The 22,222-nt window shown below is 62.2% G+C and carries 21 protein-coding genes; 5 read left to right on the top strand and 16 right to left on the bottom strand.

Features of this window, described 5'->3' with window-relative positions:
* Window positions 1-2 precede the first annotated feature (2 nt).
* The 3 genes from FB481_RS09860 to FB481_RS09850 are packed head-to-tail and all read left to right on the top strand — an operon-like array spanning window position 3 to window position 4,555.
* Window positions 3-1,253: a TolC family protein gene (locus FB481_RS09860; protein WP_147176215.1), complete on the top strand. Its 1,251-nt coding sequence runs from the start codon at window positions 3-5 to the stop codon at window positions 1,251-1,253.
* Window positions 1,243-3,399, top strand: a complete 2,157-nt coding sequence (locus tag FB481_RS09855; RefSeq protein ID WP_147176214.1) for a type I secretion system permease/ATPase — start codon at window positions 1,243-1,245, stop codon at window positions 3,397-3,399. The genes FB481_RS09860 and FB481_RS09855 overlap by 11 nt, the downstream gene beginning before the upstream one ends.
* Entirely contained in the window at window positions 3,386-4,555 is a 1,170-nt protein-coding gene (locus tag FB481_RS09850) for an HlyD family efflux transporter periplasmic adaptor subunit (protein WP_147176213.1), read from the top strand. The genes FB481_RS09855 and FB481_RS09850 overlap by 14 nt, the downstream gene beginning before the upstream one ends.
* A 402-nt stretch (window positions 4,556-4,957) precedes the next feature.
* Here the strand turns inward: FB481_RS09850 and FB481_RS09845 are convergent, their stop codons facing one another.
* Window positions 4,958-6,850, bottom strand: coding sequence for a PhoX family phosphatase (locus FB481_RS09845; RefSeq protein WP_147176212.1), 1,893 nt, complete (start codon window positions 6,848-6,850; stop codon window positions 4,958-4,960).
* 415 nt (window positions 6,851-7,265) lie between these two features.
* On the opposite strand from FB481_RS09845, the gene FB481_RS09840 reads away from it, so the two are divergent.
* Complete coding sequence (locus FB481_RS09840; RefSeq protein ID WP_147176211.1) at window positions 7,266-7,475, top strand: ParD-like family protein; 210 nt, start codon at window positions 7,266-7,268, stop codon at window positions 7,473-7,475.
* Window positions 7,472-8,239, top strand: coding sequence for a type I methionyl aminopeptidase (gene map, locus FB481_RS09835; RefSeq protein ID WP_147176210.1), 768 nt, complete (start codon window positions 7,472-7,474; stop codon window positions 8,237-8,239). The genes FB481_RS09840 and map overlap by 4 nt, the downstream gene beginning before the upstream one ends.
* Here map and FB481_RS09830 read toward each other — a convergent pair.
* From FB481_RS09830 to FB481_RS09760, 15 genes are all read right to left on the bottom strand, one after another.
* Window positions 8,236-8,922 carry a YitT family protein gene (locus tag FB481_RS09830; protein ID WP_147176209.1) on the bottom strand — a complete coding sequence of 229 codons (687 nt, stop codon included), beginning with the start codon at window positions 8,920-8,922 and terminating at the stop codon, window positions 8,236-8,238. The two genes, map and FB481_RS09830, sit on opposite strands and share 4 nt — an antisense overlap.
* On the bottom strand, window positions 8,922-10,760 hold the full coding sequence (glmS, locus tag FB481_RS09825) for a glutamine--fructose-6-phosphate transaminase (isomerizing) (protein ID WP_147176208.1): 1,839 nt from the start codon (window positions 10,758-10,760) through the stop codon (window positions 8,922-8,924). Before glmS ends, FB481_RS09830 begins: the two co-directional genes overlap by 1 nt.
* A 10-nt stretch (window positions 10,761-10,770) precedes the next feature.
* Window positions 10,771-11,544, bottom strand: coding sequence for a DeoR/GlpR family DNA-binding transcription regulator (locus FB481_RS09820; RefSeq protein WP_013793549.1), 774 nt, complete (start codon window positions 11,542-11,544; stop codon window positions 10,771-10,773).
* A gap of 134 nt (window positions 11,545-11,678) precedes the next feature.
* Complete coding sequence (gene glmU / locus FB481_RS09815) at window positions 11,679-13,043, bottom strand: bifunctional UDP-N-acetylglucosamine diphosphorylase/glucosamine-1-phosphate N-acetyltransferase GlmU (RefSeq protein ID WP_147176207.1); 1,365 nt, start codon at window positions 13,041-13,043, stop codon at window positions 11,679-11,681.
* A gap of 198 nt (window positions 13,044-13,241) precedes the next feature.
* Window positions 13,242-13,670 carry a F0F1 ATP synthase subunit epsilon gene (locus tag FB481_RS09810; RefSeq protein WP_013793551.1) on the bottom strand — a complete coding sequence of 143 codons (429 nt, stop codon included), beginning with the start codon at window positions 13,668-13,670 and terminating at the stop codon, window positions 13,242-13,244.
* 42 nt (window positions 13,671-13,712) lie between these two features.
* Window positions 13,713-15,089 carry a F0F1 ATP synthase subunit beta gene (gene atpD / locus FB481_RS09805; protein ID WP_013793552.1) on the bottom strand — a complete coding sequence of 459 codons (1,377 nt, stop codon included), beginning with the start codon at window positions 15,087-15,089 and terminating at the stop codon, window positions 13,713-13,715.
* A gap of 27 nt (window positions 15,090-15,116) precedes the next feature.
* A complete protein-coding gene (atpG, locus tag FB481_RS09800; RefSeq protein ID WP_027904139.1) occupies window positions 15,117-15,977 on the bottom strand; it encodes a F0F1 ATP synthase subunit gamma in 861 nt (286 codons plus the stop codon).
* A gap of 50 nt (window positions 15,978-16,027) precedes the next feature.
* Window positions 16,028-17,572 carry a F0F1 ATP synthase subunit alpha gene (gene atpA, locus FB481_RS09795; RefSeq protein WP_013793554.1) on the bottom strand — a complete coding sequence of 515 codons (1,545 nt, stop codon included), beginning with the start codon at window positions 17,570-17,572 and terminating at the stop codon, window positions 16,028-16,030.
* Between the two features lie 21 nt (window positions 17,573-17,593).
* Window positions 17,594-18,130: a F0F1 ATP synthase subunit delta gene (locus tag FB481_RS09790; RefSeq protein WP_013793555.1), complete on the bottom strand. Its 537-nt coding sequence runs from the start codon at window positions 18,128-18,130 to the stop codon at window positions 17,594-17,596.
* Window positions 18,131-18,144: 14 nt separating this feature from the next.
* Complete coding sequence (locus FB481_RS09785; RefSeq protein ID WP_013793556.1) at window positions 18,145-18,615, bottom strand: F0F1 ATP synthase subunit B; 471 nt, start codon at window positions 18,613-18,615, stop codon at window positions 18,145-18,147.
* 58 nt (window positions 18,616-18,673) lie between these two features.
* Entirely contained in the window at window positions 18,674-18,931 is a 258-nt protein-coding gene (gene atpE / locus FB481_RS09780; RefSeq protein WP_003097235.1) for a F0F1 ATP synthase subunit C, read from the bottom strand.
* Window positions 18,932-19,083: 152 nt separating this feature from the next.
* Entirely contained in the window at window positions 19,084-19,953 is an 870-nt protein-coding gene (gene atpB / locus FB481_RS09775) for a F0F1 ATP synthase subunit A (RefSeq protein WP_013793557.1), read from the bottom strand.
* 32 nt (window positions 19,954-19,985) lie between these two features.
* Window positions 19,986-20,378 carry a F0F1 ATP synthase subunit I gene (locus FB481_RS09770; protein WP_013793558.1) on the bottom strand — a complete coding sequence of 131 codons (393 nt, stop codon included), beginning with the start codon at window positions 20,376-20,378 and terminating at the stop codon, window positions 19,986-19,988.
* 159 nt (window positions 20,379-20,537) lie between these two features.
* Entirely contained in the window at window positions 20,538-21,410 is an 873-nt protein-coding gene (locus tag FB481_RS09765) for a ParB/RepB/Spo0J family partition protein (RefSeq protein ID WP_093501097.1), read from the bottom strand.
* A gap of 11 nt (window positions 21,411-21,421) precedes the next feature.
* Window positions 21,422-22,210 carry a ParA family protein gene (locus tag FB481_RS09760; protein ID WP_013793560.1) on the bottom strand — a complete coding sequence of 263 codons (789 nt, stop codon included), beginning with the start codon at window positions 22,208-22,210 and terminating at the stop codon, window positions 21,422-21,424.
* Window positions 22,211-22,222 lie beyond the last annotated feature (12 nt).

Genomic DNA, 22,222 nt, shown 5'->3' with positions numbered 1-22,222 from the left:
GCATGCACATGTCTCATTGTCGATGGGCCGCGCGCCTGGCATTCACACTCTGTCTGCCCGCCTCGGCCCTGGCCATGCCGCTGGATCAGGCCGTACGCAACGGCCTGGCAATTCACCCCCAAGTACGCGCCGCGGTCGCCGAGGCGGCCCGCGCCGAGACCGAGGTAAAGATCGCCAAGGGCGGTTACTACCCGTCGCTGTCGCTGTCCGGAGGCCCCCAGGAATTCGATATCGGCGAGACCGTCTACGACGTCACCGTCTCGCAGATGCTCTACGACTGGGGCCGCGTAGACAGCCAGGTGGACAGCGCCAAGGCGACCCAGCGCCAGCTGTCGGCCAGCGCCGAAGTGGCCCGCGAAGATGCCGCCCTGGATATCGTCGAAACCTACCTGGACGTGCTGGTCGCGCAGCGCCGTATCGATGCCGTACGCCGGCATATCCGCCTGCTCGACGACATCCGTGGAATGACCGAAGCACGCGGCGCCGACGGTTATTCTGATCGCAGTGAACAGGACCGTGCCGGCCTGGAAATCGCCCGCGCCCAGGAGCAGTTGGCCCTGGAAAAAGGCGCCCTGCTCGATGCCGGCAACCAGTTCACGCTGCTCGTCGGGGCGCCGCCGGAGGGCCTGGCCGAACCGCGCCCACAGTCCATGCAGCGCTACCTGGCGACCCGTGATTTGCCAGGGCTGATCACCGGCTCGCCGCTCTACCAGCGCGCCCTGGAAGACACCAACCTGGCCCAGGCCGAGCTGCGCGGCACCAAGGCCGCGCTGCTGCCGCAACTGAATCTGGAAGCCTCAGCCACACGCAGAGAGATCGGCGGGCGCCTGCAGAACGATTCGATGGTCAACCTGCGCCTGCGCATGGACACCATCCAGGGCTTGTCCAACTTCCAGCGTCCCACCGCTGCTGCGCAGCGCCTGGAGTCCGCGAGCTGGGGCCAGGACGCCATCCAGCGCGACATTCGCCGGCAGCTGCAGAGCCTGTTCGACATCGGCGATTCGCTGCTCTGGCGCGAACATGCGCTGGCCGTGCAGGTGCGTGATTCCGAGCAGGTCGGCGGCCTGTACCGCGAGCAGTTCGAAGTGGGCCGCCGCGACGTGATCGACCTGCTCACGGTGCAGCGCGAGCGTTTCGAAGCCGAGCGCCAGTTGATCGTCCTGCAGGTCGAGCGCTTGCGCCTGGAATACCGCGCTGCGGCGCAGATCGGCCTGCTCGGCCCCTTGCTGGAGAACGGCCTGAATGGATCCTGACACGCTGACCACGCCGGGCAAGAACCAGGACCCGCTGCGCCAGGGCCTGGTGCTGCTGTGCCGGCAGCTCGGCCGCCCGGTGACCGACGCCGAGCTGGCCGACGGTATCGCCCTCGAACAGGGCCGCCTGCCGCTGCGCATGGTGCCGCGCGCCCTGCGCCGCGCCGATATCGTCGCCCAGGTCAGCGAAGAAAAACTGCAGCGCATCGACGACTACCTGTTGCCGGCTCTACTGTTGCTCAAGGACGGACGCTGCGTGGTGCTGGTCGGCCAGCACGGCGAGCAGGCGGAGATCCTCGTGCCGCACAGCGACGGCGGTATGCAGCGATTGCCGATTGCCGACCTGGAGCCGCTGTACAGCGGCATGGCGGTTTTCGCCAAGTGCCGCTATCGGCCGGACGGCCGCGCCGAAGAGTTCGCCAGCCCGACGCGCGAGCACTGGTTCTACGGGGCGCTCAAGCGCCTGCGGCGCTCCTATGTGGAAGTGGCCGTCGCGGCCTTCATCGCCAACCTGCTGGCCATCGCCGCCGCCCTGTTCGCCATGCAGGTCTATGACCGCGTGGTGCCCAACGCGGCCTTCGACACGCTGTGGGTGCTGGCCAGCGGCGTGGCCCTGGCCATCGTGCTGGAAAGCCTGCTGCGCGGGTTGCGCGCGCACCTGCTCACCACCCTGGGTAAGCGCCTGGATCTGCAGCTGTCATCATTGCTGTTCGAGCGCGTACTCAACACCCGCCTGGGCGCCAAGCCGGCGTCGGTCGGCGCTTTCAGCACGCAGATTCGCGAGTTCGAGTCGGTGCGCGAATTCTTCACCTCATCGAGCGCGGCGGTGATCAGCGACCTGCCTTTCGTGTTCATCTTTCTGCTGATCATCGCCCTGATCGGCGGCCATGTGGTCTGGGTGCCGGTGGTCGCCGCCGTGCTGATGATCCTCCCAGGCCTGCTCGCCCAGGGCCGCCTGGCACGGCTGTCGCGCCAGAACCTACGCGAAGGTTCGGTGAAGAACGGCATCCTGCTCGAATCCATCGAGCACCTGGAAACGGTCAAGGCCAGCCGCGCCGAAGGCCGCTGCATGCACCTGTGGGAAACCCTCACCGCGCAGCTCGCCGGCAGCGCCATGAAAACCCAGAGCCTGACCTCGGCGCTCAGCTACGGGGTCAGCACCGTGCAGCAGCTGTGCTACGTGGGCGTGGTGGTGTTCGGCGTGTACCGCATCAGCGACGGCTACCTGAGCATGGGCGCATTGGTGGCCTGCTCGATCCTGGCGGCACGGACCATCGCACCGCTGTCGCAGATCGCCGGCATTCTCGGTCGCTGGCAGCACACCAAGGTCGCCCTCGAAGGCCTGGACCAATTGATGACCGGCCCGGTCGAGCGCCCGGCCGGGCAGCGTTTCGTGCGCAAGGAACAGCTGGCCGGCGACTACCGCCTCGAGCAACTGCGTCTCGCCCATGACGATGCGCCGCCCATCGTCGACATCAACGCCCTGAGCATCCGCGCCGGCGAACGGGTCGCCCTGCTCGGCGGTAACGGCGCCGGCAAATCCACCCTGCTGCGCCTGCTCGCCGGGTTGCTCGACCCGAGCGCCGGGCGGGTGATGGTCGACGACATCAGCCTGACCCAGATCGACCCCGCCGACCGCCGTCGGCATATCGGCTATCTGCCCCAGGACATCGCCCTGTTCTACGGCACCCTGCGCGACAACCTTAACCTGGAAGGCGCGGCGGTCAGCGACGAGGAGCTGTTCGAAGCCCTCGACGGCGTCGGCCTCGGCGCCTGGGTGCGCAGCCATCCGCTGGGCCTGGACATGCCCATCCAGGGCAATGCCAGCCTGTCCGGCGGCCAGCGCCAGGCGGTCGGCTTGGTGCGCGTGCTGGTGCAGGATCCGCCCATCGTGCTGCTCGACGAACCGACGTCGTCCTTCGACCAGACCAGCGAAAAGAACGTGGTCGAGTATCTGCAGCACTGGGTCAGCGGGCGCACCCTGATCCTGGTGACCCACAAGAAGGTCATGCTTTCGCTGGTCGAGCGCGCGGTGGTGATGCGCCAGGGCCGGGTGATCATGGACGGCGCCCTGGATCAGGTGGTGCAGGACAACGTGGTGAACGCACCGCAGGAGCCGCGGGGAGGCAACCATGCCGTCCAATGACCGCCTGCGCCGGCAGCTCGACGATCCGCTGCTGAGCGCCACCCACCCGCTGTTCCGGCCCTTGCTGTGGACGGTACTGGCCACCGTGCTGCTGTTCATCGGTTGGGCAGCCTGGGCCGAGCTCGATGAGGTGACTCGGGGCGACGGCCGCGTGGTGCCCTTTACCCGCATCCAGAGCCTGGAGGGCGGCATCCTCGACCGCCTGCTGGTCGGCGAAGGCGATCTGGTCGAAGTCGGCCAACCTCTGGTGCGCCTCGACGAAACGCGCTTTCGTACCTCGTTTCAGGAATCAGCCAACCAGTCGGCGGCCCTGCGCGCCACCATCGCACGCCTGGATGCCGAAGTGCTGGGCAAGGACCGTATCGACTTTCCCGAGGATATCGACTCGGCCAGCCCCCTCGCCCGCTCCGAGCAGGAGCTGTTCAAGTCCCGGCGCGACAAGCTGCAGGACGGTATCAGCGCCATCAACCGGCAGATCCGCCTGGCGCAGCAGCAGCTCAACCTGGTCGAGCCGCTTGTGGCCAAGCGCGCCGTGAGCCAGATGGAAGCGCTCAAGCTCAGCCAGGAGATCGCCACGCTCAACGGCAAGCTGACCGAACTGCGCAGCACCTACTTTCAGGATGCCTACACGGAGCGGCAGAGCAAGAAAAGCGAGCTCAGCGCCCTGGAGCCCATCGTCGCGCAGCGCCAGGATCAGCTGCGCCGTACCGAGATCCTGTCGCCGGTACGCGGCCGGGTGAACACCGTGCTGATCAATACCCGCGGCGGGGTGATCCAGCCCGGCGAGCCGATCATGGAAGTGATTCCCGTCGAGGATCAGTTGCTCATCGAAGCGCGCATCAAACCGCGCGACGTCGCCTTTCTGGTACCGGGCATGCCAACCAAGGTGAAGATCACCGCCTACGACTACAGCATCTATGGCTACCTGACCGGCACCCTCGAACAGATCAGCGCGGACACCATTTTCGAGGAAACGGCCCAGGGCAAAGAGTTCTACTATGAGGTACTGATCAAGACCGACGGCAGCCAGCTCAAGCGCCGCGACGAAATTCTGCCGATCATCCCTGGCATGGTCGCCGAAGTGGACATTCTCAGCGGCAAGCGCACGGTGATGAACTACCTGCTCAGGCCGTTGCTCAAGGCACAGCTTTATTAAGCTTTGATCAACGCCCCGGATTAATGAGCGATGGAGAGTCGCCGGCGCATGCATTAAAGCCACTGACACATGCATCAAGCTGGGTATTTGGCTAGCGCGGATTTATCCACAGGACTGTCACACTTACCCCCGGCGCCTTCGCTGGGTACCAGCTTCGCCGACACTTATATAGTTGAGGAGTCCGTTGCCAGTCCAAGGCAACCAGCCGTCATACAACAACGCAATTTCATCGCACGCACCATGGGCTGCACATTTGCCCGCGACACGGCCGCAAACATGTGGATGCCAGCGAGTAGTGGACCATCGTGCGGTTGCTGTGGATAACCATCCCCAGCCTGCCGAGGATAACGGCATGGTGGTCATCCGTGGTGCCACCACCGTCACCCTCTGAGCAGCTTCAGGTCAGGCGCCGATCACACCGCCGTCATCGCGGCTGATGACCACCACCGTCGAGCGGGGATGAACGCCGGCCTGGTGATCCGGGAAGCTCGAACCGCCCTCTTCACCTGGGTGTTGAATGCCTACGAACATGCTCTTGTAGTCCGGCGAGAAGGCCAGGCCGGTTACCTCGCAGCTCACCGGGCCGACCATGAAACGCCGGATCTCGCCGGATTGCGGGTCGGCGCAGAGCATCTGGTTGTTGCCCATGCCGGCGTAGTCGCCCTTGTTGCTGTACTTGCCGTCGGTCAGGATCCACAAGCGGCCACCCTCGTCGAAGCCGACGCCATCTGGGCTGTTGAACATGTTGTCGGCGTTGACCGCGTGGCTGCCCGCCTGGGGCGTGCCGGCATGCACCACCGGGTTACCGGCGACCACGAACAAGTCCCACTGGAAATCCAGGGCGGCGGCATCGTCGCCATGCTCGCGCCAACGCAGAATCTGCCCGTACAGGTTGTTGGTACGCGGGTTCGGACCGCCTACTGGTTGGCCAGGCTCGCCGCGCTTGCTGTTGTTGGTGAGGGTGCAATAGACCTGGCCATCCTTCGGGCTGACGGTAATCCACTCGGGACGATCCATGCGCGTGGCACCGACCTGCGTACCAGCCTGGCGCGCACGAATCACCACCTCGGCCTGATTGGCAAAGCCTTTGTCGGCAGTCAGCCCATTTTTCCCTGCGGTCAGCTCGATCCACAGACCACGGCCTTTGGGATGATCGGCATCGCCGTTGCCCTCGTCGAAACGCGCCACATACAGCGTGCCCTGATCGAGGATATGGCGGTTGGCCTTGGGGTTATCGCGGTCCAGGCGGTCGCGGGTGATGAACTTGTAGATGAACTCGCCGCGTTCGTCGTCGCCCATGTACACCACCACGCGGCCATCGCGGGTGGTAGTCAGCGCAGCGTTCTCGTGCTTGAAACGGCCCAGGGCAGTACGCTTGATCGGCTTGGCTTGCGGGTCGAACGGGTCGATCTCGACGATCCAGCCGTGGCGGTTCAGTTCGTTGGGGTTCTTGGCAATGTCGAACCGCGGGTCGAAGCGGTGCCACTCGTTCTCGGCACTGGCATGCAGCACGCTGAAACGCTTCTGATCCGGGGTGAACTGCAGGTTGGCGTCGCTGCTACCAAAGCAGTCGCTGAAGTTCTCTTCGCAGGTCAGGTAAGTGCCCCAGGGTGTCTGGCCGCTGGAGCAGTTCTGGAAGGTGCCCAGCACCTCGACACCGAGCGGGTCGGCTTTGGTCTTGAGCAGGTCATGGCCGCGAGCCGGGCCGCTCACCTCTATCGGTAGGTTGCCATGCACCCGACGGTTGTACGGCGAGCCTTGCACAAAGGCCCAACCGCTCGCACCACGGCGTACTTCGATCACCGTCACGCCCTCGGCGTTCTGCGCCTTGCGCACGTCCTCGGCGGATTTCGGCAGGCCTCCATGGGCCAGCAGGTAGCGATAATTCACGTACTCATTATTGATAGCCATCAGCGCGCGATCGGGGTCGCCCGGCCACGGGAAGAAGCTCATGCCATCGTTGTTGTCGCCGAACTGCAGCAGTTGCTCGGCCGCGGTGTTGCTGCCATCCCCCTTGAAGGTTGGCCCGCCATTTTGCAAAGGCTGACCCCAGCTGATTAGCGGGCGGAACGAATAACCGGCCGGCAGGGTGATGGTATCGGCGGTGGATGCTGGCAGGTTGCTGAAACCCAGCAGCGGGCTGGCAACGGTGGCGCCTATCGAATCAGCCAGCACGCTGCGACTCAGCAACCCGCCACCCAAAAACAGCGCCGCGCCGGTCAACGCCCCGGCGCCGATGAAGCGGCGGCGAGAAAGGGTCAGGCGTTCGAGGTCAGTCAATTGATCGTCATGCATCACGGCGCTCCTGCGTTCTTCTGATGCGCAGGCACGCTAGGCAAATAAGATGACGATTGGATGACGAACATGCCTAGCCTGGCTTCAAGCGAGGTTGTGCACTAAATAGCGACTATTCACAATTCTCGGGGTCGAGTCTGTGGATAAGCTGGTAGCGGGCTTTTAAATCCTTAGTGCCACGGCCATTACGGAGGGATGTTCATTATTTGAACAGCTTCAGTTCCTTATGCACAGATACCTTGGATAAAAACCTTTATCACCTGTGGATAGAACGCTGTAAGCCAGTAAAAATAATGCCTTCGCTGATTCTGGTTATTTCTTGAACAGCACCGTTAGATCATCACACCGAAAAACCTTCTGGCAATGCAGAGCAAAATATATATGATCCATATACGAATCATATAGAGATCTACCCATGGGTATCGTTAATATCGAAGATGAGTTGCACGACCAGATCCGTCGGGCGAGCAGCGTTTCGCATCGTTCCATCAATGCCCAGGCCAGCTTCTGGATCCGTATCGGCATGCTCTGCGAGATGAACCCGACCCTGAGCTTCAACGAGGTGATGGCTGCCGAGCTCCGTGCCGCAGGCGTAGCCGTGCCCGGGCTGGCCAACGCCTCATGATCAAGACAGCCGATGAAATCGCCCTGATGGCCGAAGCCGGCAGGCTACTGGCTTCGGTATTCGGCCATCTCGACGGGCTGCAGTTGTGTGGCATGTCGACCATGCAGGTTAACGATATTGTGGATAACTACATTGTCCACAAGCTGAGCGCGCGACCGGCGAGCAAGGGCCAATACGGATACGCCTACGCCCTGAACGCTTCACGCAACCAGGTGGTATGTCACGGCGTGCCCAGCAAGGGGGAGATTCTGCAGAACGGCGATCTGGTGAATTTCGATATCACTCTGGAGAAGAACGGCTATATCGCCGACTCCAGCAAGACCTACCTGATCGGCGAGGGGTCGCCCGAGGCACAGCGCCTAACCCGCGTGACCTACGAAGCACTGTGGAAAGGTATCGCTGCCGTGCGCCCCGGTGGTCGACTGGGCGACATCGGCCACGCCATCGAACGCCACGCCCGCGCCCACAGCTATTCGGTGGTACTCGAGTACTGTGGCCACGGCATCGGCAAGCAGATGCACGAGGCACCGGAAGTGCTGCACTGGGGAAAGGCCGGAACCGGGCTTACCCTGCGCGAAGGCATGACCTTCACCATCGAGCCGATGCTCAACCAGGGCAAAGCAGGCACCCGAACCCTGGGTGATGGCTGGACGGTGGTAACCACCGATGGTTTGTTGTCCGCCCAGTTCGAGCACACCGTGGCGGTCACCGCTGATGGCGTGCGGGTGCTGACCCTGCGACCGGACGAAACACCGCCGGGCTAACGCGCCTCGGGGGTGATGGCAGCGTTTTCGCTCACGGGCGCCTGCAACCTGACCAGCACCCACGGCAGCATCAGCTGGGTCAGCGGGCCGATGCCGAAGGCGAACAGCAGGGTGCCGAGGCCCAGCACCTTGTAGCCGGCGAGCAAGGTGCCGACCAGCAGCACGGCCAGTTCGATGGCGGTGCGCATGGAGCGCAGCGAGTAACCAGTGACCCGGTGCAGACCGGTCATCAGCCCATCACGCGGCCCGCGGCCCAGCTGGGCACCGATATACAACGCTGAGCCGAAACCACAGAGCAGCACGCCGCCCAGGGTCAGCAGCAGGCGCCAGATAAAACCCTCCGGCGCCACCAGCTGCTGCAGGGTGAGGTCGGCCACCAGGCCGATCACTACGGCGTTGGCGATAGTGCCCAGGCCGGGGATTTCCCGCAGCGGAATCCACAGCAGCAGCACCGTGAAGGACACACCCACCACGATCCAGCCAAAGCTCAGCGGCAGCATCTTGGCCAGGCCGACATGCAACGCATCCCAGGGCGACAGCCCCAGGTTGCCGCGGATCATCATCGCCATGGAAATGCCGAAGAACGCCAGGCCGACGAACAGCTGCAGCAGACGCCGCGGCAGTTGGCCGGCGCGTAATTGCGCCAGTGGCCCCAACTGAACCAGCACAGCCCTTTCGCCCATCATTCCACCGTGACTGACTTGGCCAGATTGCGTGGCTGATCCACATCGGTGCCGCGCAGTACGGCCACATGGTACGACAGCAGCTGCAGCGGCAGGGTATAGAGGATCGGTGCCAAGGCATCATGGATATGCGGCATGTTCACCACATGGGTGCCTTCGCCATTGCTCATGGCCGCACTGGCATCGGCGAACACGATCAGCTCGCCGCCACGGGCGCGAACCACCTGCAGGTTGGACTTGAGCTTGTCGAGCAGGTCGTTGTTGGGCGCCACGGTGACTACCGGCATGTCGGCGTCGACCAGGGCCAGCGGGCCGTGCTTGAGCTCACCAGCCGGGTAGGCCTCGGCGTGGATATAGGAAATTTCCTTGAGCTTGAGGGCGCCTTCCATCGCCACCGGGTACTGGGCACCACGACCAAGGAACAGGGTGTGGTGCTTTTCGGCGAACAGCTCGGAAACCTTCTCGACGATCTTGTCCATGGCCAGAGCTTCGTCCAGGCGCGCCGGCAGACGGCGCAGCTCATCGACGAGTTCGGCGGCTACACCCGCTTGCAGCGTGCCCTTGACCTGGCCGAGGGCCAGGGTCAGCAGCATGAGGCCGACCAACTGAGTGGTGAAGGCCTTGGTCGAAGCCACGCCGATCTCGGGGCCGGCATGGGTCAGCAGGGTCAGGTCGGACTCGCGTACCAGCGAGCTTATGCCGACGTTGCAGATCGCCAAGCTGGCCAGGTAGCCGCCATCGGCCTTGGCGTTGCGCAGCGCGGCCAGGGTGTCAGCCGTCTCGCCGGACTGGGAGATGCTGACGAACAAGGTGTCCGGCTGCACCGCGACGCGGCGATAGCGAAACTCGCTGGCCACTTCGACCTGGCAGGGGATGCCGGCCAGCTCTTCAAGCCAGTAACGGGCAACCATGCCGGCGTGGTAGCTGGTACCACAGGCGACGATCTGCACGTTGCGCACCTTGGCGAACAGTTCGGCGGCCTGGGGGCCAAAGGCCTGCACCAGCACATGGTCGCTGCCGAGGCGGCCTTCCAGGGTGCGTTGCACGACCTTGGGCTGCTCGTGGATCTCCTTGAGCATGAAGTGACGGAACACGCCCTTGTCGGCCGCATCGGCACCTTCGTGGTACTGCACCGCTTCGCGCTGCACAACGTTGCCGTTGGCATCCCAAATCTGCACGCTGTCGCGCTGGATTTCGGCGATATCGCCTTCTTCCAGATACATGAAACGGTCAGTGACCTGGCGCAGGGCAAGCTGGTCGGAGGCGAGGAAGTTCTCGCCCAGGCCCAAACCGATCACCAGCGGGCTGCCACTGCGGGCGGCGAGCAGACGATTCGGGTTGGCCGCGCTGATCACCGCCAGGCCGTAGGCGCCGCGCAATTGCTTGACCACCGCCTTGAGGGCGTCGGCCAGGTCGCTATGGCTCTTCAGGGTGTGGTCGAGCAGGTGGACGATGACTTCGGTGTCGGTATCCGAGCTGAAGTGGTAACCCAGGCCCTGCAACTGCTCGCGCAACGGACCATGGTTTTCGATGATGCCGTTATGCACCACCGCCAGTTGGTCACCGGAAAAGTGTGGGTGGGCATTGTTTTCGGTCGGCACGCCGTGGGTGGCCCAGCGGGTGTGGGCGATACCCAGACGGCCCGGCAGCGGCTCGCTGTCCAGCGCCGCCTCCAACTCGCTGACCTTGCCAACGCGACGACGGCGCTGCAGGCTGCCGATGTCATCGAGCAGCGCCACGCCGGCACTGTCATAGCCGCGGTATTCGAGGCGCTTCAGGCCCTCGACCAGCACGGCGGTGATGTTGCGTTCGGCAATGGCGCCTACGATGCCACACATAGCGTTCTCCTCAGGATGCGTCAGTGGCCGCGCAGATCAGCTGGATCCCGCGGGCCAAGAGTTGTTCGCGCGCCTCGCTGTCGAGGCGCTCGTCGGTAATCAGGGTGTGCACGCTGCCCCAGGGCAGCTCGAGATTGGGAATGCGCCGGCCGATCTTGTCGCTCTCGACCATCACGATCACCTCACGGGCCACCTCGGCCATCACCCGCGAAAGGCCCAGCAGCTCGTTGAAGGTGGTGGTGCCGCGCTGCAGATCGATGCCGTCGGCGCCGATGAATAGCTGGTCGAAATCATAGGAGCGCAGCACCTGCTCGGCGACCTGGCCCTGGAAGGATTCCGAATGCGGATCCCAGGTGCCGCCGGTCATCAGCAGCACCGGCTCGTGCTCGATATCGCGCAGCGCATTGGCCACGTTCAGGGAATTGGTCATCACCACCAGCCCGGGCTTGTGGCCCAGCTCGGGGATCATCGCCGCCGTGGTGGTGCCGCTGTCGATGATGATCCGCGCGTGCTCACGGATGCGCGCCACGCCGGCCCTGGCGATCGCCTGCTTGTAGCGAGACACTGGCTGGCTGCTCTCGACCATCATTTCCTGGGGCAGCGGCACTGCACCGCCATAACGGCGCAACAGCAGGCCATTGGCTTCCAGCGCAGCAAGATCCTTGCGAATGGTTACTTCGGAGGTGGCGAAACGCTTAGCCAAGGCGTCGACGCTCACCTCGCCCTGCTCGGCGAGCAAGGCAAGAATGGTGTGTCGACGTTGCGGTGTGTTGCGTTTCGACATGCTTAAGTTTCGATTCGAAAGATAATGACGCAAATCAAAACTCAACACGCTTTTTGCGTCAAGAGGAACATTGCTGTGGATAACCCTAATGGCTACTGCGGTGCGCTGGCTACCAGGTTATCCACAGCGTGCGACTACGGCTTTTTCTTGGTGGGACGCTGCCAGCCTTCAATATTTCGCTGCCGGCCCCGCGCGACGGCCAGGTTGTTGGCCGGCACATCCGAGGTAACGACCGAACCGGCAGCGGTGGTGACGCCATCGCCCAGTGTTACGGGCGCCACCAAGGCGCTGTTAGAGCCGACGAATACATCCTCGCCCATTACGGTGCGGTGCTTGTTGGCACCGTCGTAATTGCAGGTGATGGTACCGGCGCCGATGTTGCTGCGCGCACCGATCTCGGCATCGCCCAGGTAGCTCAGATGGCCGGCCTTGGCACCCTCGCCCAGCACGGCGTTCTTCAACTCCACAAAGTTACCCACATGGGCCTTGGCACCCAGTACGCTGCCCGGCCGCAGACGGGCAAAGGGACCGCAATCGGCACCTTCACCCACTTCGGCGCCTTCCAGATGGCTGTTGGCCTTGACGATGGCGCCCTTGCGCAGGGTGCTGTCCTTGATCACGCAGTTCGGGCCGATCTGTACGTCGTCTTCGATGACTACCTGGCCTTCGAGGATCACGTTGATGTCGATGGTCACGTCACGGCCTAGGATCACCTCACCACGTACGTCGAAACGGTGCGGATCGCGCAGGGTTACGCCCTGGGCCATCAGCCGGCGAGCCATGCGCTGCTGGTAATGGCACTCGAGCTGGGCGAGCTGTATACGGTCGTTGGCGCCGAGCACTTCCATTTCGTCGGCAGCGGTAGCGGTGGCCACTATCAGGCCGTCAGCGACCGCCATGGCGATCACGTCGGTCAGGTAGTACTCGCCCTGAGCGTTGCTGTTCGAGAGGCGCCCCAGCCAGTCGCCCAGGCGCTTGCCGGGCACGGCGAGAATGCCAGTGTTGCCTTCACGGATCTGCCGCTGTGCCTCGCTGGCATCTTTGTGTTCGACGATGGCCTGCACGGCGCCCTGCTCGTCACGCACGATGCGGCCGTAGCCGGTCGGGTCGGCCAGCTCGACGGTGAGCAGGCCCAGCTGGTTGTCGTTGACCAGCTCCAGCAGGCGTTGCAGGGTCGCCGGCTCGATTAGCGGCACGTCCCCGTACAGGATCAAGACCGTATCGGCACTCAAGGCCGGCTGGGCCTGGGCCACAGCGTGGCCGGTACCCAACTGCTCGGCCTGGATGACGAAATTCAGGTCGTCGGCCGCCAGGCGCTCGCGTACCCTCTCGGCGCCATGGCCGATCACCACCTGGATGCTCTGCGGCTGCAGACTGCGGGCAGTGTCGATGACGTGGCCAAGCATGGGCTTGTGAGCGACCGGATGCAGCACCTTGGGCAGCGCCGAACGCATGCGGGTGCCCTGGCCAGCGGCGAGAATGACGATATCGAGGGACATGGCAGATCCAGATAAACGAGAGCGGAAAGAAAGAGGGTTCACAGCAATCCGTTGCGCGAGTGTCGATCAGAAAAGGGTTCATCGCGGCTGAAGCCGCTCCCACATGATCGGGTTATCCACAACCTTGGTTAAATCGCAGGCAAGAAAAAGGGTAGCCAAGGCTACCCCTTTTCCAAGCAACGATGAAGAGCGTCGGTATCAGCTACCGCCGAACTTCTTGCGCATTTGCTGGACGGTGCGCAGCTGGGCTGCGGCCTCGGCCAGACGAGCAGCGGCGGAACCGTAGTCGAACTCGGCCCCCTGCTCGCTCAGCGCTTTCTCGGCAGCCTTGACGGCTTCCTGAGCGGAGGCTTCGTCCAGGTCAGCAGCACGCTGCACGGTATCGGCAAGAACCTTGACCATGCTTGGCTGCACTTCCAGGAAGCCACCGGAGATGTAGAACACCTCGATATCGCCACCCTGCTTGACCAGACGAATCGGGCCCGGCTTGAGGTCGGTGATCAGCGGCGCGTGGCCCGGGGTGATACCCAGATCACCCAGGTTGCCATGCGCGATCACCATCTCGACCAGACCGGAGAAGATCTCGCCTTCTGCGCTGACGATGTCGCAATGGACTGTCATAGCCATATCTAGCCTCACGTAAGCGCCCGTTGCCGGGCGCACGGGTGATTACAGTTTCTTCGCTTTCTCGATGGCTTCTTCGATGCCACCGACCATGTAGAACGCCTGCTCCGGCAGGTGATCGTACTCACCTTTGAGGATGCCGCTGAAACCAGCGATGGTGTCCTTCAGGGAAACGTACTTGCCTGGCGAACCGGTGAACACTTCAGCAACGAAGAACGGCTGGGACAGGAAGCGCTGGATCTTACGAGCCCGGGATACCAGCTGCTTGTCTTCTTCCGACAGTTCGTCCATGCCGAGGATCGCGATGATGTCCTTCAGCTCTTTGTAGCGCTGCAGCACGTACTGAACGCCGCGAGCGGTGTCGTAGTGCTCCTGGCCAATCACGTTCGGGTCCAGCTGACGCGAAGTCGAGTCCAGTGGGTCGACCGCCGGGTAGATACCCAGGGAGGCGATGTCACGGGACAGTACGACGGTGGCGTCCAAGTGGGCGAAGGTGGTCGCCGGGCTCGGGTCGGTCAGGTCGTCCGCAGGTACGTAAACGGCCTGGATCGAGGTGATCGAACCGGTCTTGGTGGAGGTGATGCGCTCTTGCAGAACACCCATCTCTTCAGCCAGGGTCGGCTGGTAACCTACTGCCGACGGCATACGGCCGAGCAGTGCGGATACTTCGGTACCGGCCAGGGTGTAGCGGTAGATGTTGTCCACGAAGAACAGAACGTCACGGCCTTCGTCACGGAACTTCTCGGCCATGGTCAGGCCAGTCAGGGCGACGCGCAGACGGTTGCCTGGTGGCTCGTTCATCTGACCGTAGACCAGGGCTACCTTGTCGAGAACGTTGGAGTCCTTCATCTCGTGGTAGAAGTCGTTACCCTCACGAGTACGCTCACCCACACCGGCGAACACGGAATAACCGCTGTGCTCGATGGCAATGTTACGGATCAGCTCCATCATGTTTACGGTCTTGCCGACACCGGCACCACCGAACAGACCGACTTTACCGCCCTTGGCGAACGGGCAGACCAGGTCGATAACCTTGATGCCGGTTTCCAGCAGCTCGTTGGAGCCCGATTGCTCGGCGTAGGTCGGTGCGGCACGGTGAATGCCCCAGCGCTCTTCTTCGCCAATCGGACCGGCTTCGTCGATCGGGTTGCCCAGCACGTCCATGATACGGCCCAGGGTCTTGACCCCGACCGGCACCTGGATGCCAGCGCCAGTGCTGTCGACGTTCAGGCCACGCTTGAGGCCTTCGGTCGAACCCATCGCAATGGTACGCACCACGCCGTCGCCCAGCTGCTGCTGAACTTCCAGAGTGGTTTCGGCGCCGACTACTTTCAGCGCTTCATAAACACTCGGCACCTTGTCACGCGGGAATTCCACGTCGATGACGGCGCCGATGATTTGAACGATACGTCCGCTACTCATCTTTGGTTCCTCTGAATATTTGAACCGTTAAACCGCGGCAGCGCCGCCGACGATTTCCGAAATTTCCTGGGTGATCGCTGCCTGACGTGCCTTGTTGTAGATCAACTGCAGGTCTTTGATGAGGTCGCCAGCGTTATCGGTGGCGTTCTTCATCGCGATCATCCGTGCGGCCTGTTCGGCTGCATTGTTCTCGACCACTGCCTGGTACACCTGCGACTCCACGTAGCGCACCATCAGCCCGTCAAGCAGCTGCTTGGCGTCGGGTTCGTACAGGTAGTCCCAGTGGTGTTTCAGCTCCTGATCCGGATCGGCCACCAGTGGAATCAACTGCTCCACGGTCGGCTTCTGGGTCATGGTGTTGATGAACTTGTTGGAAACCACGGACAAACGGTCGATGCGCCCTTCCAGGTAAGCATCGAGCATCACCTTGACGCTGCCGATCAGATCGTTGATCGACGGCTCTTCGCCGAGGTGGCTGATTGCAGCGACCACGTTGCCACCAAAGTTGCGGAAGAATGCCGCACCCTTGCTGCCAACTACGCAGAGATCGATCTCCACGCCGCGCTCGCGGTTTGCCGACATGTCCTTGACCAGGGCCTTGAACAGGTTGGTATTCAAGCCACCGCACAGACCACGGTCCGAACTCACCACCACGTAACCGACGCGCTTTACTTCGCGTTCGATCATGAAGGGATGACGGTATTCCGGGTTGGCGTTGGCCAGATGACCAATTACCTGGCGGATACGCTCCGCGTAGGGGCGGCTAGCTGCCATGCGCTGTTGTGCCTTGCGCATCTTGCTGACCGCCACCTTTTCCATGGCGCTGGTGATCTTCTGCGTGCTTTTGATGCTCGCAATCTTGCTGCGAATCTCTTTTGCGCCTGCCATTTCACACCTATCGGGTTAGCAGGCGGGCGTCTCTCGACGCCCGCTGCGGCTTACCAGGTTTGGGTGGCTTTGAACTTCTCGATACCGGCTTTGAGCTGGCCATCGATGTCGTCGTTGAAGTCACCCTTCTCGTTGATCTTCGCCATCAGGTCGGCGTGATCACGGTTGAAGAAGGCGATCAGAGCCTGCTCGAAGCTGATGATCTTGGCGACTTCGATGTCGGTCAGGAAACCACGCTCGGCGGCATACAGCGACAGCGCCATGTCCGCGATGGACATCGGAGCGTATTGCTTCTGCTTCATCAGCTCGGTAACGCGCTGACCATGCTCGAGCTGCTTGCGGGTGGCTTCGTCCAGGTCAGAAGCGAACTGGGCGAATGCCGCCAGTTCACGGTACTGAGCCAGAGCGGTACGAATACCACCGGAGAGCTTCTTGATGATCTTGGTCTGCGCAGCACCACCCACACGGGATACCGAGATACCGGCGTTGACGGCCGGACGGATACCCGAGTTGAACATGGCCGATTCCAGGAAGATCTGACCGTCGGTGATGGAAATCACGTTGGTCGGAACGAACGCGGAAACGTCGCCAGCCTGGGTTTCGATGATCGGCAGAGCGGTCAGGGAACCGGTCTTGCCAGTCACGGCGCCGTTGGTGAACTTCTCGACGTACTCTTCGGAAACGCGCGAAGCACGCTCCAGCAGACGGCTGTGGAGATAGAACACGTCGCCCGGGTAGGCTTCACGGCCTGGCGGACGGCGCAGCAGCAGGGAGATCTGACGGTAGGCAACGGCCTGCTTGGACAGGTCATCGTAGACGATCAGTGCATCTTCACCGCGGTCGCGGAAGTATTCGCCCATGGTGCAGCCGGCGTAAGGAGCCAGGAACTGCAGCGCAGCGGATTCGGAAGCCGAAGCAGCGACGACGATGGTGTTGGCCAGAGCGCCGGACTCTTCGAGTTTGCGAACCACGTTGGCGATGGTCGATTGCTTCTGACCAACAGCTACGTAGACGCAGAAGATACCGCTGTTCTTCTGGTTGATGATGGCATCGACGGCCAGGGCAGTCTTACCGATCTGACGGTCACCGATGATCAGCTCGCGCTGGCCACGGCCTACCGGGATCATGGCATCGACCGACTTGTAGCCAGTCTGTACCGGCTGGTCGACCGACTTACGCCAGATCACACCTGGAGCCACTTTCTCGACAGCGTCGGTAGCGGCGGTGTTGATCGGGCCTTTGCCATCGATCGGGTTGCCCAGTGCGTCGACGACGCGGCCCAGCAGCTCCGGACCAACCGGGACTTCCAGGATGCGACCGGTGCACTTGGCGCTCATGCCTTCGGCCAGGGTGGTGTACGCACCCAGGACAACGGCACCGACGGAGTCCTGCTCCAGGTTCAGTGCCATACCGTAGACGCTGCCCGGGAACTCGATCATTTCGCCGTACATGACGTCGGCGAGACCGTGAATGCGCACGATACCGTCGGATACGCTGACGATGGTGCCTTCGTTACGGGCTTGGGAAGAGACGTCGAGTTTCTCGATACGTCCCTTGATGATTTCACTAATTTCGGAAGGATTGAGTTGCTGCATAGCTCTGCTGCCCCTTCAAACTCAAGATTTCAATGCTTCGGCCAGCTTCGCGATCTTGCCGCGAACTGAGCCATCGATAACCAGGTCGCCGGCGCGGATCACGACACCACCAATCAAGGCGGCGTCCTCCGCAGCGTGCAGGCGCACTTCCCGGCCGAGCCGTGCACTGAGAACCTTGGCGAGTTTGTCTTGCTGTTCATCGCTCAATGCGAAGGCACTGGTAACGTCCACGTCGATCGACTTCTCCTGCTCGGCCTTGTACAGCTCGAACAGTGCGAAGATTTCCGGCAACAGGGCCAGACGATCATTCTCTGCGACAACGTGGATGAAATTGCGTACCTGGGCGTCGAACTTGTCACCACACACCTCGACGAAGGTGGTGGCCTTGTCTGTACTCGTCAAACGCGGGGCCTTGAACACGCTCTGCAGGGTGGCGTCCTGAGACACCGCCGCTGCCAGGCCGAGCATGGCTGACCAAGAGGCCAGCTGCTGGTGGGCCTGGGCGTATTCGAAAGCCGCCTTGGCATAAGGTCGGGCCAACGTGGTCAGTTCTGCCATGATCGCGCCCTCGCTTAAATTTCGGCGGCCAGTTTGGAAACCAGCTCCGCATGCGCGTTTTGGTCGATGGATGCGCCCAGGATCTTCTCGGCACCGCCGACGGCCAGGGCACCCACTTGGGCACGCAGGGCGTCTTTGACGCTGTTGATTTCCTGTTCGATCTCGGCCTGAGCCTGAGCCTTCACGCGATCCGCCTCGACGCGAGCCTGATCACGGGCTTCATCGACGATCTGGTTCGCGCGCTTCTTGGCTTGCTCAATGATTTCAGCAGCCTGTGTCTTGGCTTCGCGCAGTTGCTGACCCGCTTTCTCTTGGGCCAACTCCAGGTCACGAGCCGCACGACTGGCAGCGTCCAGACCTTCAGCAATCTTCTTCTGACGCTCTTGCAAAGCCGCAATGACCGGAGGCCATACGAACTTCATGCAGAACAGCACGAAGATGAAGAAGGCAACGGACTGGCCAATCAGGGTTGCATTAATGTTCACGCCAACACCTCGCTCGTTCGTTGTCCATCACACCAATCAACTCGAAAAATTCGAGTGATTAGCCAGCGATTTGACCAACGAAGGGGTTCGCGAAGGTGAAGAACAGTGCGATACCAACACCGATCATGGTCACGGCGTCCAGCAGGCCGGCGACGATGAACATTTTGACTTGCAGCATCGGAACCATTTCCGGCTGACGCGCAGCGCCTTCCAGGAACTTGCCGCCCAGCAGGCCGAAGCCGATAGCGGTACCCAGAGCGCCCAGGCCAATCAGCAGAGCAACAGCGATCGCGGTCAGACCAACTACAGTTTCCATCTTTCCTCCCGACTTTTTACGTCGTATTGGTTAAGGTTTTTCTAAGGGTAAAGCGGTAAAGCAAAACCGTTACTTCCAGTGCCCTTGCGGGCGTTCCAGCCGAGGCCGGATCCATCGACAACGCCGCGCATCAAGGATGCGCGATACGTTCATCAATGGCTGTCTTCGTGCGCCATCGACAGGTAGACGATGGTCAGCATCATGAAGATGAAGGCCTGCAGCGTGATGATGATCAGGTGGAAGACTGCCCAGGCCCACTGCAGAACGCCTGCCAGTGCTGCCAACAGAATGCCGCCGCCGAACATGACCGCGATGAGGATGAAGATCAGCTCGCCAGCGTACAGGTTGCCGAACAGTCGCAGGGCCAGAGACACCGGCTTGGCGATCAGGGTCACGAATTCCAGCAGGAAGTTGACCGGAATCAGCAGGATCTTGACGAAGATGTTCTTGGCGCTGAACGGGTGCAGGGTCAGCTCGCCCAGGAAGCCGCCAATTCCCTTGACCTTGATGCTGTAGAAGATGATCAGCGCGAATACCGAGAGGGCCATGCCCAGAGTGGCGTTCGGGTCGGTAGTCGGTACGGCGCGGAAGAACAGGTGCTCGTCACCGGCGATCTTGGCGGCAGCCACCGGGATCCAGTCTACCGGCACCAGGTCCATCAGGTTCATCAGGAAGATCCAGACGAAGATGGTCAGGGCCAGCGGGGCGATCAGGGCGTTACGGCCGTGGAAGGTGTCCTTCACGCTGCCGTCGACGAACTCGACCAGCACTTCGACGAAGTTCTGCAGGCCGCCGGGCTGACCGGAGGTGGCGCGCTTGGCAGCTGCCTTGAACAGGAAGATGAAGATCAGACCCAGCACCACGGAGATACCCAGGGTATCCAGGTGGAAAGCCCAGAAACCCATTTCTTTGGCTTCCTGGGCGTTGTGGGCGAACCCCCAGCCGTTGACCGGGTGCTGACCATAGGTCAGGTTCTGCAAGTGATGCTGGATATAACCCGAAGCGGTTTCTGCAGCTGCCATAAATCCCTCAAACGCTCTAAGGCTTTAAAAAATCATCTCTTCATCAGCAAGGGTGCGAACCAGTTGACCAATTGGGTCAGCAGGAATACGCCGAACAAGGCCGCCGCATCCAATGGCTTCACACCTGCAAACACCAGCGCGAAAAGCACTGCTGTCAAAACCAGTTTCCCTGCTTCGCCGGCGTAGAACGACCGGACGATGGCCTGGGCCGCCCGCGCTCCGGAAAACCGGAATGCCTTGTGGGCGAAATACAGATTCGGCAGCCAGGCGATCAGCCCGCCGCACAATCCGGAATAGCCGGCGGTTGTGCCCTTCCATTGCCAGCAGGCAGCGGCGAGAACCAACAGCACCAGCAGTTGCACCACGAGAATCGGAAACACCGGCAGACGATGGAGCGGCAGGCGTTTGGGCGTGCGGGTATCCATCATTTTTCCCGGGGTAACAGCTCTCAGATATCGTTGCCAAGCTAATCAATAACTTGGCACATTTTGTGCCGCCGAAATGCGCGCAGAGTATAGGGGTGGTTCCCACCCCGTTCAACTGCCCGAAAGTCTTTTCGCCGTAGTGCTCCGGGAGCAATTGTTTCAGCGGATGTGGGCTAGAACGCCCTGGAGTTCGTCGAGGGAATTGTAGCGAATGACCAGTTGGCCCTTGCCCTTCTGGCCGTGCTTGATCTGCACGGGAGAGCCCAGCCGCTCAGCCAGGCGCTGTTCGAGCCGGCTGATATCCGGATCGACCTTGGTAGTGGCAGTTGGCCGCTCCTGAGTATTGAGCCACTGGCGTACCAGTGCCTCGGTCTGGCGCACGGTGAGGCCGCGTGCGACAACGTGTCGCGCACCTTCGGTCTGCTGTTCGACCGGCAGGCCTAGCAGCGCGCGGGCGTGGCCCATCTCCAGGTCGCCATGGGAGAGCAGGGTTTTCACTTCCTCGGGCAAGGCGATCAGGCGCAACAGGTTGGTGATGGTCACCCGCGACTTTCCGACCGCTTCGGCGACCTGTTGCTGAGTCAGCTGGAATTCCTGCTGCAGGCGCTGCAGGGCCATGGCTTCCTCGATGGGGTTGAGGTCTTCGCGCTGGATGTTCTCGATCAGCGCCATGGCGATGGCAGCTTCGTCCGGCAGCTCGCGCACCAGCGCCGGGATGCGATCCAGGCCCGCCTGCTGGGTGGCTCGCCAGCGACGCTCACCGGCAACGATCTCGAAGCGGCCGTCGCCCACCGGACGCACCACGATGGGCTGCATCACGCCGTGGGTCTTGATCGACTGGCTCAGTTCCTCGAGCGCGGTGGCGTCCATATCGCGACGCGGCTGGTACTTGCCGCGCTGAATCAGATCCAGAGGCAGGTGCTGCAGCTCACGGGTATCGGCCTTGACCGCTTCCTGCTCGAGCGTATCGACGCTGGTGCCTCCCAGCAGGGCGTCCAGGCCTCGTCCGAGCCCACGTTTCTTGGCAGCCATGCACAGTTTCCTTATACGGTTGCGGTGTGGGCGTTCGCGCGCTGGCGGCGAACCAGCTCGCCAGCCAGCGCCAGATAGGCGATCGCACCACGGGATTGCTTGTCGTAGACCAGCGCCGGCATGCCGAAGCTAGGGGCTTCGGCCAGTCGCACGTTGCGCGGGATCACGGTTTGATAGAGCGTGTCGGGGAAATGTTCCTTGAGCTGGGCAGACACGTCGCTGGTCAGGCTGATGCGCGGGTCGTACATGGTGCGCAGCAGGCCTTCGATCTTCAGCGACGGGTTGAGCAGCTTGCCGATGCGCTGGATGCTGTTGACCAGATCGCTCAGCCCCTCAAGCGCGTAGTACTCGCACTGCATGGGGATGATCACCCCATCGGAGGCGACCAGGGCGTTGATCGTCAGCATCGACAGCGCCGGCGGGCAGTCGATGAGGATGTAGTCGTAGTTCTCGCGGATCGGCGCCAAGGCATAACGCAGGCGGCTTTCCTTCATCTTCATTTCCAGCAGGGACACTTCCGCAGCGGTCAGGTCGCGGTTGGCCGGCAGCAACTGGTAGCCACCGTGCTCGGAGAACTGCATGGCCTCGACCAGATTGCAGTCGCCGACCAGCACATCGTAGATGGAGTGTTCCAGGGTCTGCTTGTCGATACCGCTGCCCGTGGTGGCGTTGCCTTGCGGGTCGAGGTCGATGAGCAGCACACGGCGTTTGGTCGCAACCAGAGACGCCGCCAGGTTGATGCAGGTCGTGGTCTTGCCCACGCCGCCTTTCTGGTTGGCGATTGCGAATACTTTAGCCATGTTGCCGTTCCC

This window comes from Pseudomonas sp. AG1028, assembly GCF_007993955.1.
GTDB lineage: Bacteria > Pseudomonadota > Gammaproteobacteria > Pseudomonadales > Pseudomonadaceae > Aquipseudomonas > Aquipseudomonas straminea.
The sequence above is the reverse complement of the archived record's forward strand: the minus strand, read 5'-3'. Positions and strand labels throughout refer to the sequence as shown.

Excerpts from the sequence above, each read along its gene's own strand:
- FB481_RS09860 (WP_147176215.1), top strand. The coding sequence starts at position 3 with ATGCACATGTCTCATTGTCGATGGGCCGCGCGCCTGGCATTCACACTC.
- atpA (WP_013793554.1), bottom strand. The coding sequence starts at position 17,572 with ATGCAGCAACTCAATCCTTCCGAAATTAGTGAAATCATCAAGGGACGT.
- FB481_RS09830 (WP_147176209.1), bottom strand. The coding sequence starts at position 8,922 with ATGGGCGAAAGGGCTGTGCTGGTTCAGTTGGGGCCACTGGCGCAATTA.
- FB481_RS09820 (WP_013793549.1), bottom strand. The coding sequence starts at position 11,544 with ATGTCGAAACGCAACACACCGCAACGTCGACACACCATTCTTGCCTTG.
- FB481_RS09855 (WP_147176214.1), top strand. The coding sequence starts at position 1,243 with ATGGATCCTGACACGCTGACCACGCCGGGCAAGAACCAGGACCCGCTG.
- atpE (WP_003097235.1), bottom strand. The coding sequence starts at position 18,931 with ATGGAAACTGTAGTTGGTCTGACCGCGATCGCTGTTGCTCTGCTGATT.
- atpG (WP_027904139.1), bottom strand. The coding sequence starts at position 15,977 with ATGGCAGGCGCAAAAGAGATTCGCAGCAAGATTGCGAGCATCAAAAGC.
- FB481_RS09765 (WP_093501097.1), bottom strand. The coding sequence starts at position 21,410 with ATGGCTGCCAAGAAACGTGGGCTCGGACGAGGCCTGGACGCCCTGCTG.
- map (WP_147176210.1), top strand. The coding sequence starts at position 7,472 with ATGATCAAGACAGCCGATGAAATCGCCCTGATGGCCGAAGCCGGCAGG.
- FB481_RS09850 (WP_147176213.1), top strand. The coding sequence starts at position 3,386 with ATGCCGTCCAATGACCGCCTGCGCCGGCAGCTCGACGATCCGCTGCTG.
- FB481_RS09790 (WP_013793555.1), bottom strand. The coding sequence starts at position 18,130 with ATGGCAGAACTGACCACGTTGGCCCGACCTTATGCCAAGGCGGCTTTC.
- glmU (WP_147176207.1), bottom strand. The coding sequence starts at position 13,043 with ATGTCCCTCGATATCGTCATTCTCGCCGCTGGCCAGGGCACCCGCATG.
- atpB (WP_013793557.1), bottom strand. The coding sequence starts at position 19,953 with ATGGCAGCTGCAGAAACCGCTTCGGGTTATATCCAGCATCACTTGCAG.
- FB481_RS09845 (WP_147176212.1), bottom strand. The coding sequence starts at position 6,850 with ATGCATGACGATCAATTGACTGACCTCGAACGCCTGACCCTTTCTCGC.
- FB481_RS09840 (WP_147176211.1), top strand. The coding sequence starts at position 7,266 with ATGGGTATCGTTAATATCGAAGATGAGTTGCACGACCAGATCCGTCGG.
- glmS (WP_147176208.1), bottom strand. The coding sequence starts at position 10,760 with ATGTGTGGCATCGTAGGCGCCATTGCCGAACGCAACATCACCGCCGTG.
- atpD (WP_013793552.1), bottom strand. The coding sequence starts at position 15,089 with ATGAGTAGCGGACGTATCGTTCAAATCATCGGCGCCGTCATCGACGTG.
- FB481_RS09810 (WP_013793551.1), bottom strand. The coding sequence starts at position 13,670 with ATGGCTATGACAGTCCATTGCGACATCGTCAGCGCAGAAGGCGAGATC.
- FB481_RS09770 (WP_013793558.1), bottom strand. The coding sequence starts at position 20,378 with ATGGATACCCGCACGCCCAAACGCCTGCCGCTCCATCGTCTGCCGGTG.
- FB481_RS09760 (WP_013793560.1), bottom strand. The coding sequence starts at position 22,210 with ATGGCTAAAGTATTCGCAATCGCCAACCAGAAAGGCGGCGTGGGCAAG.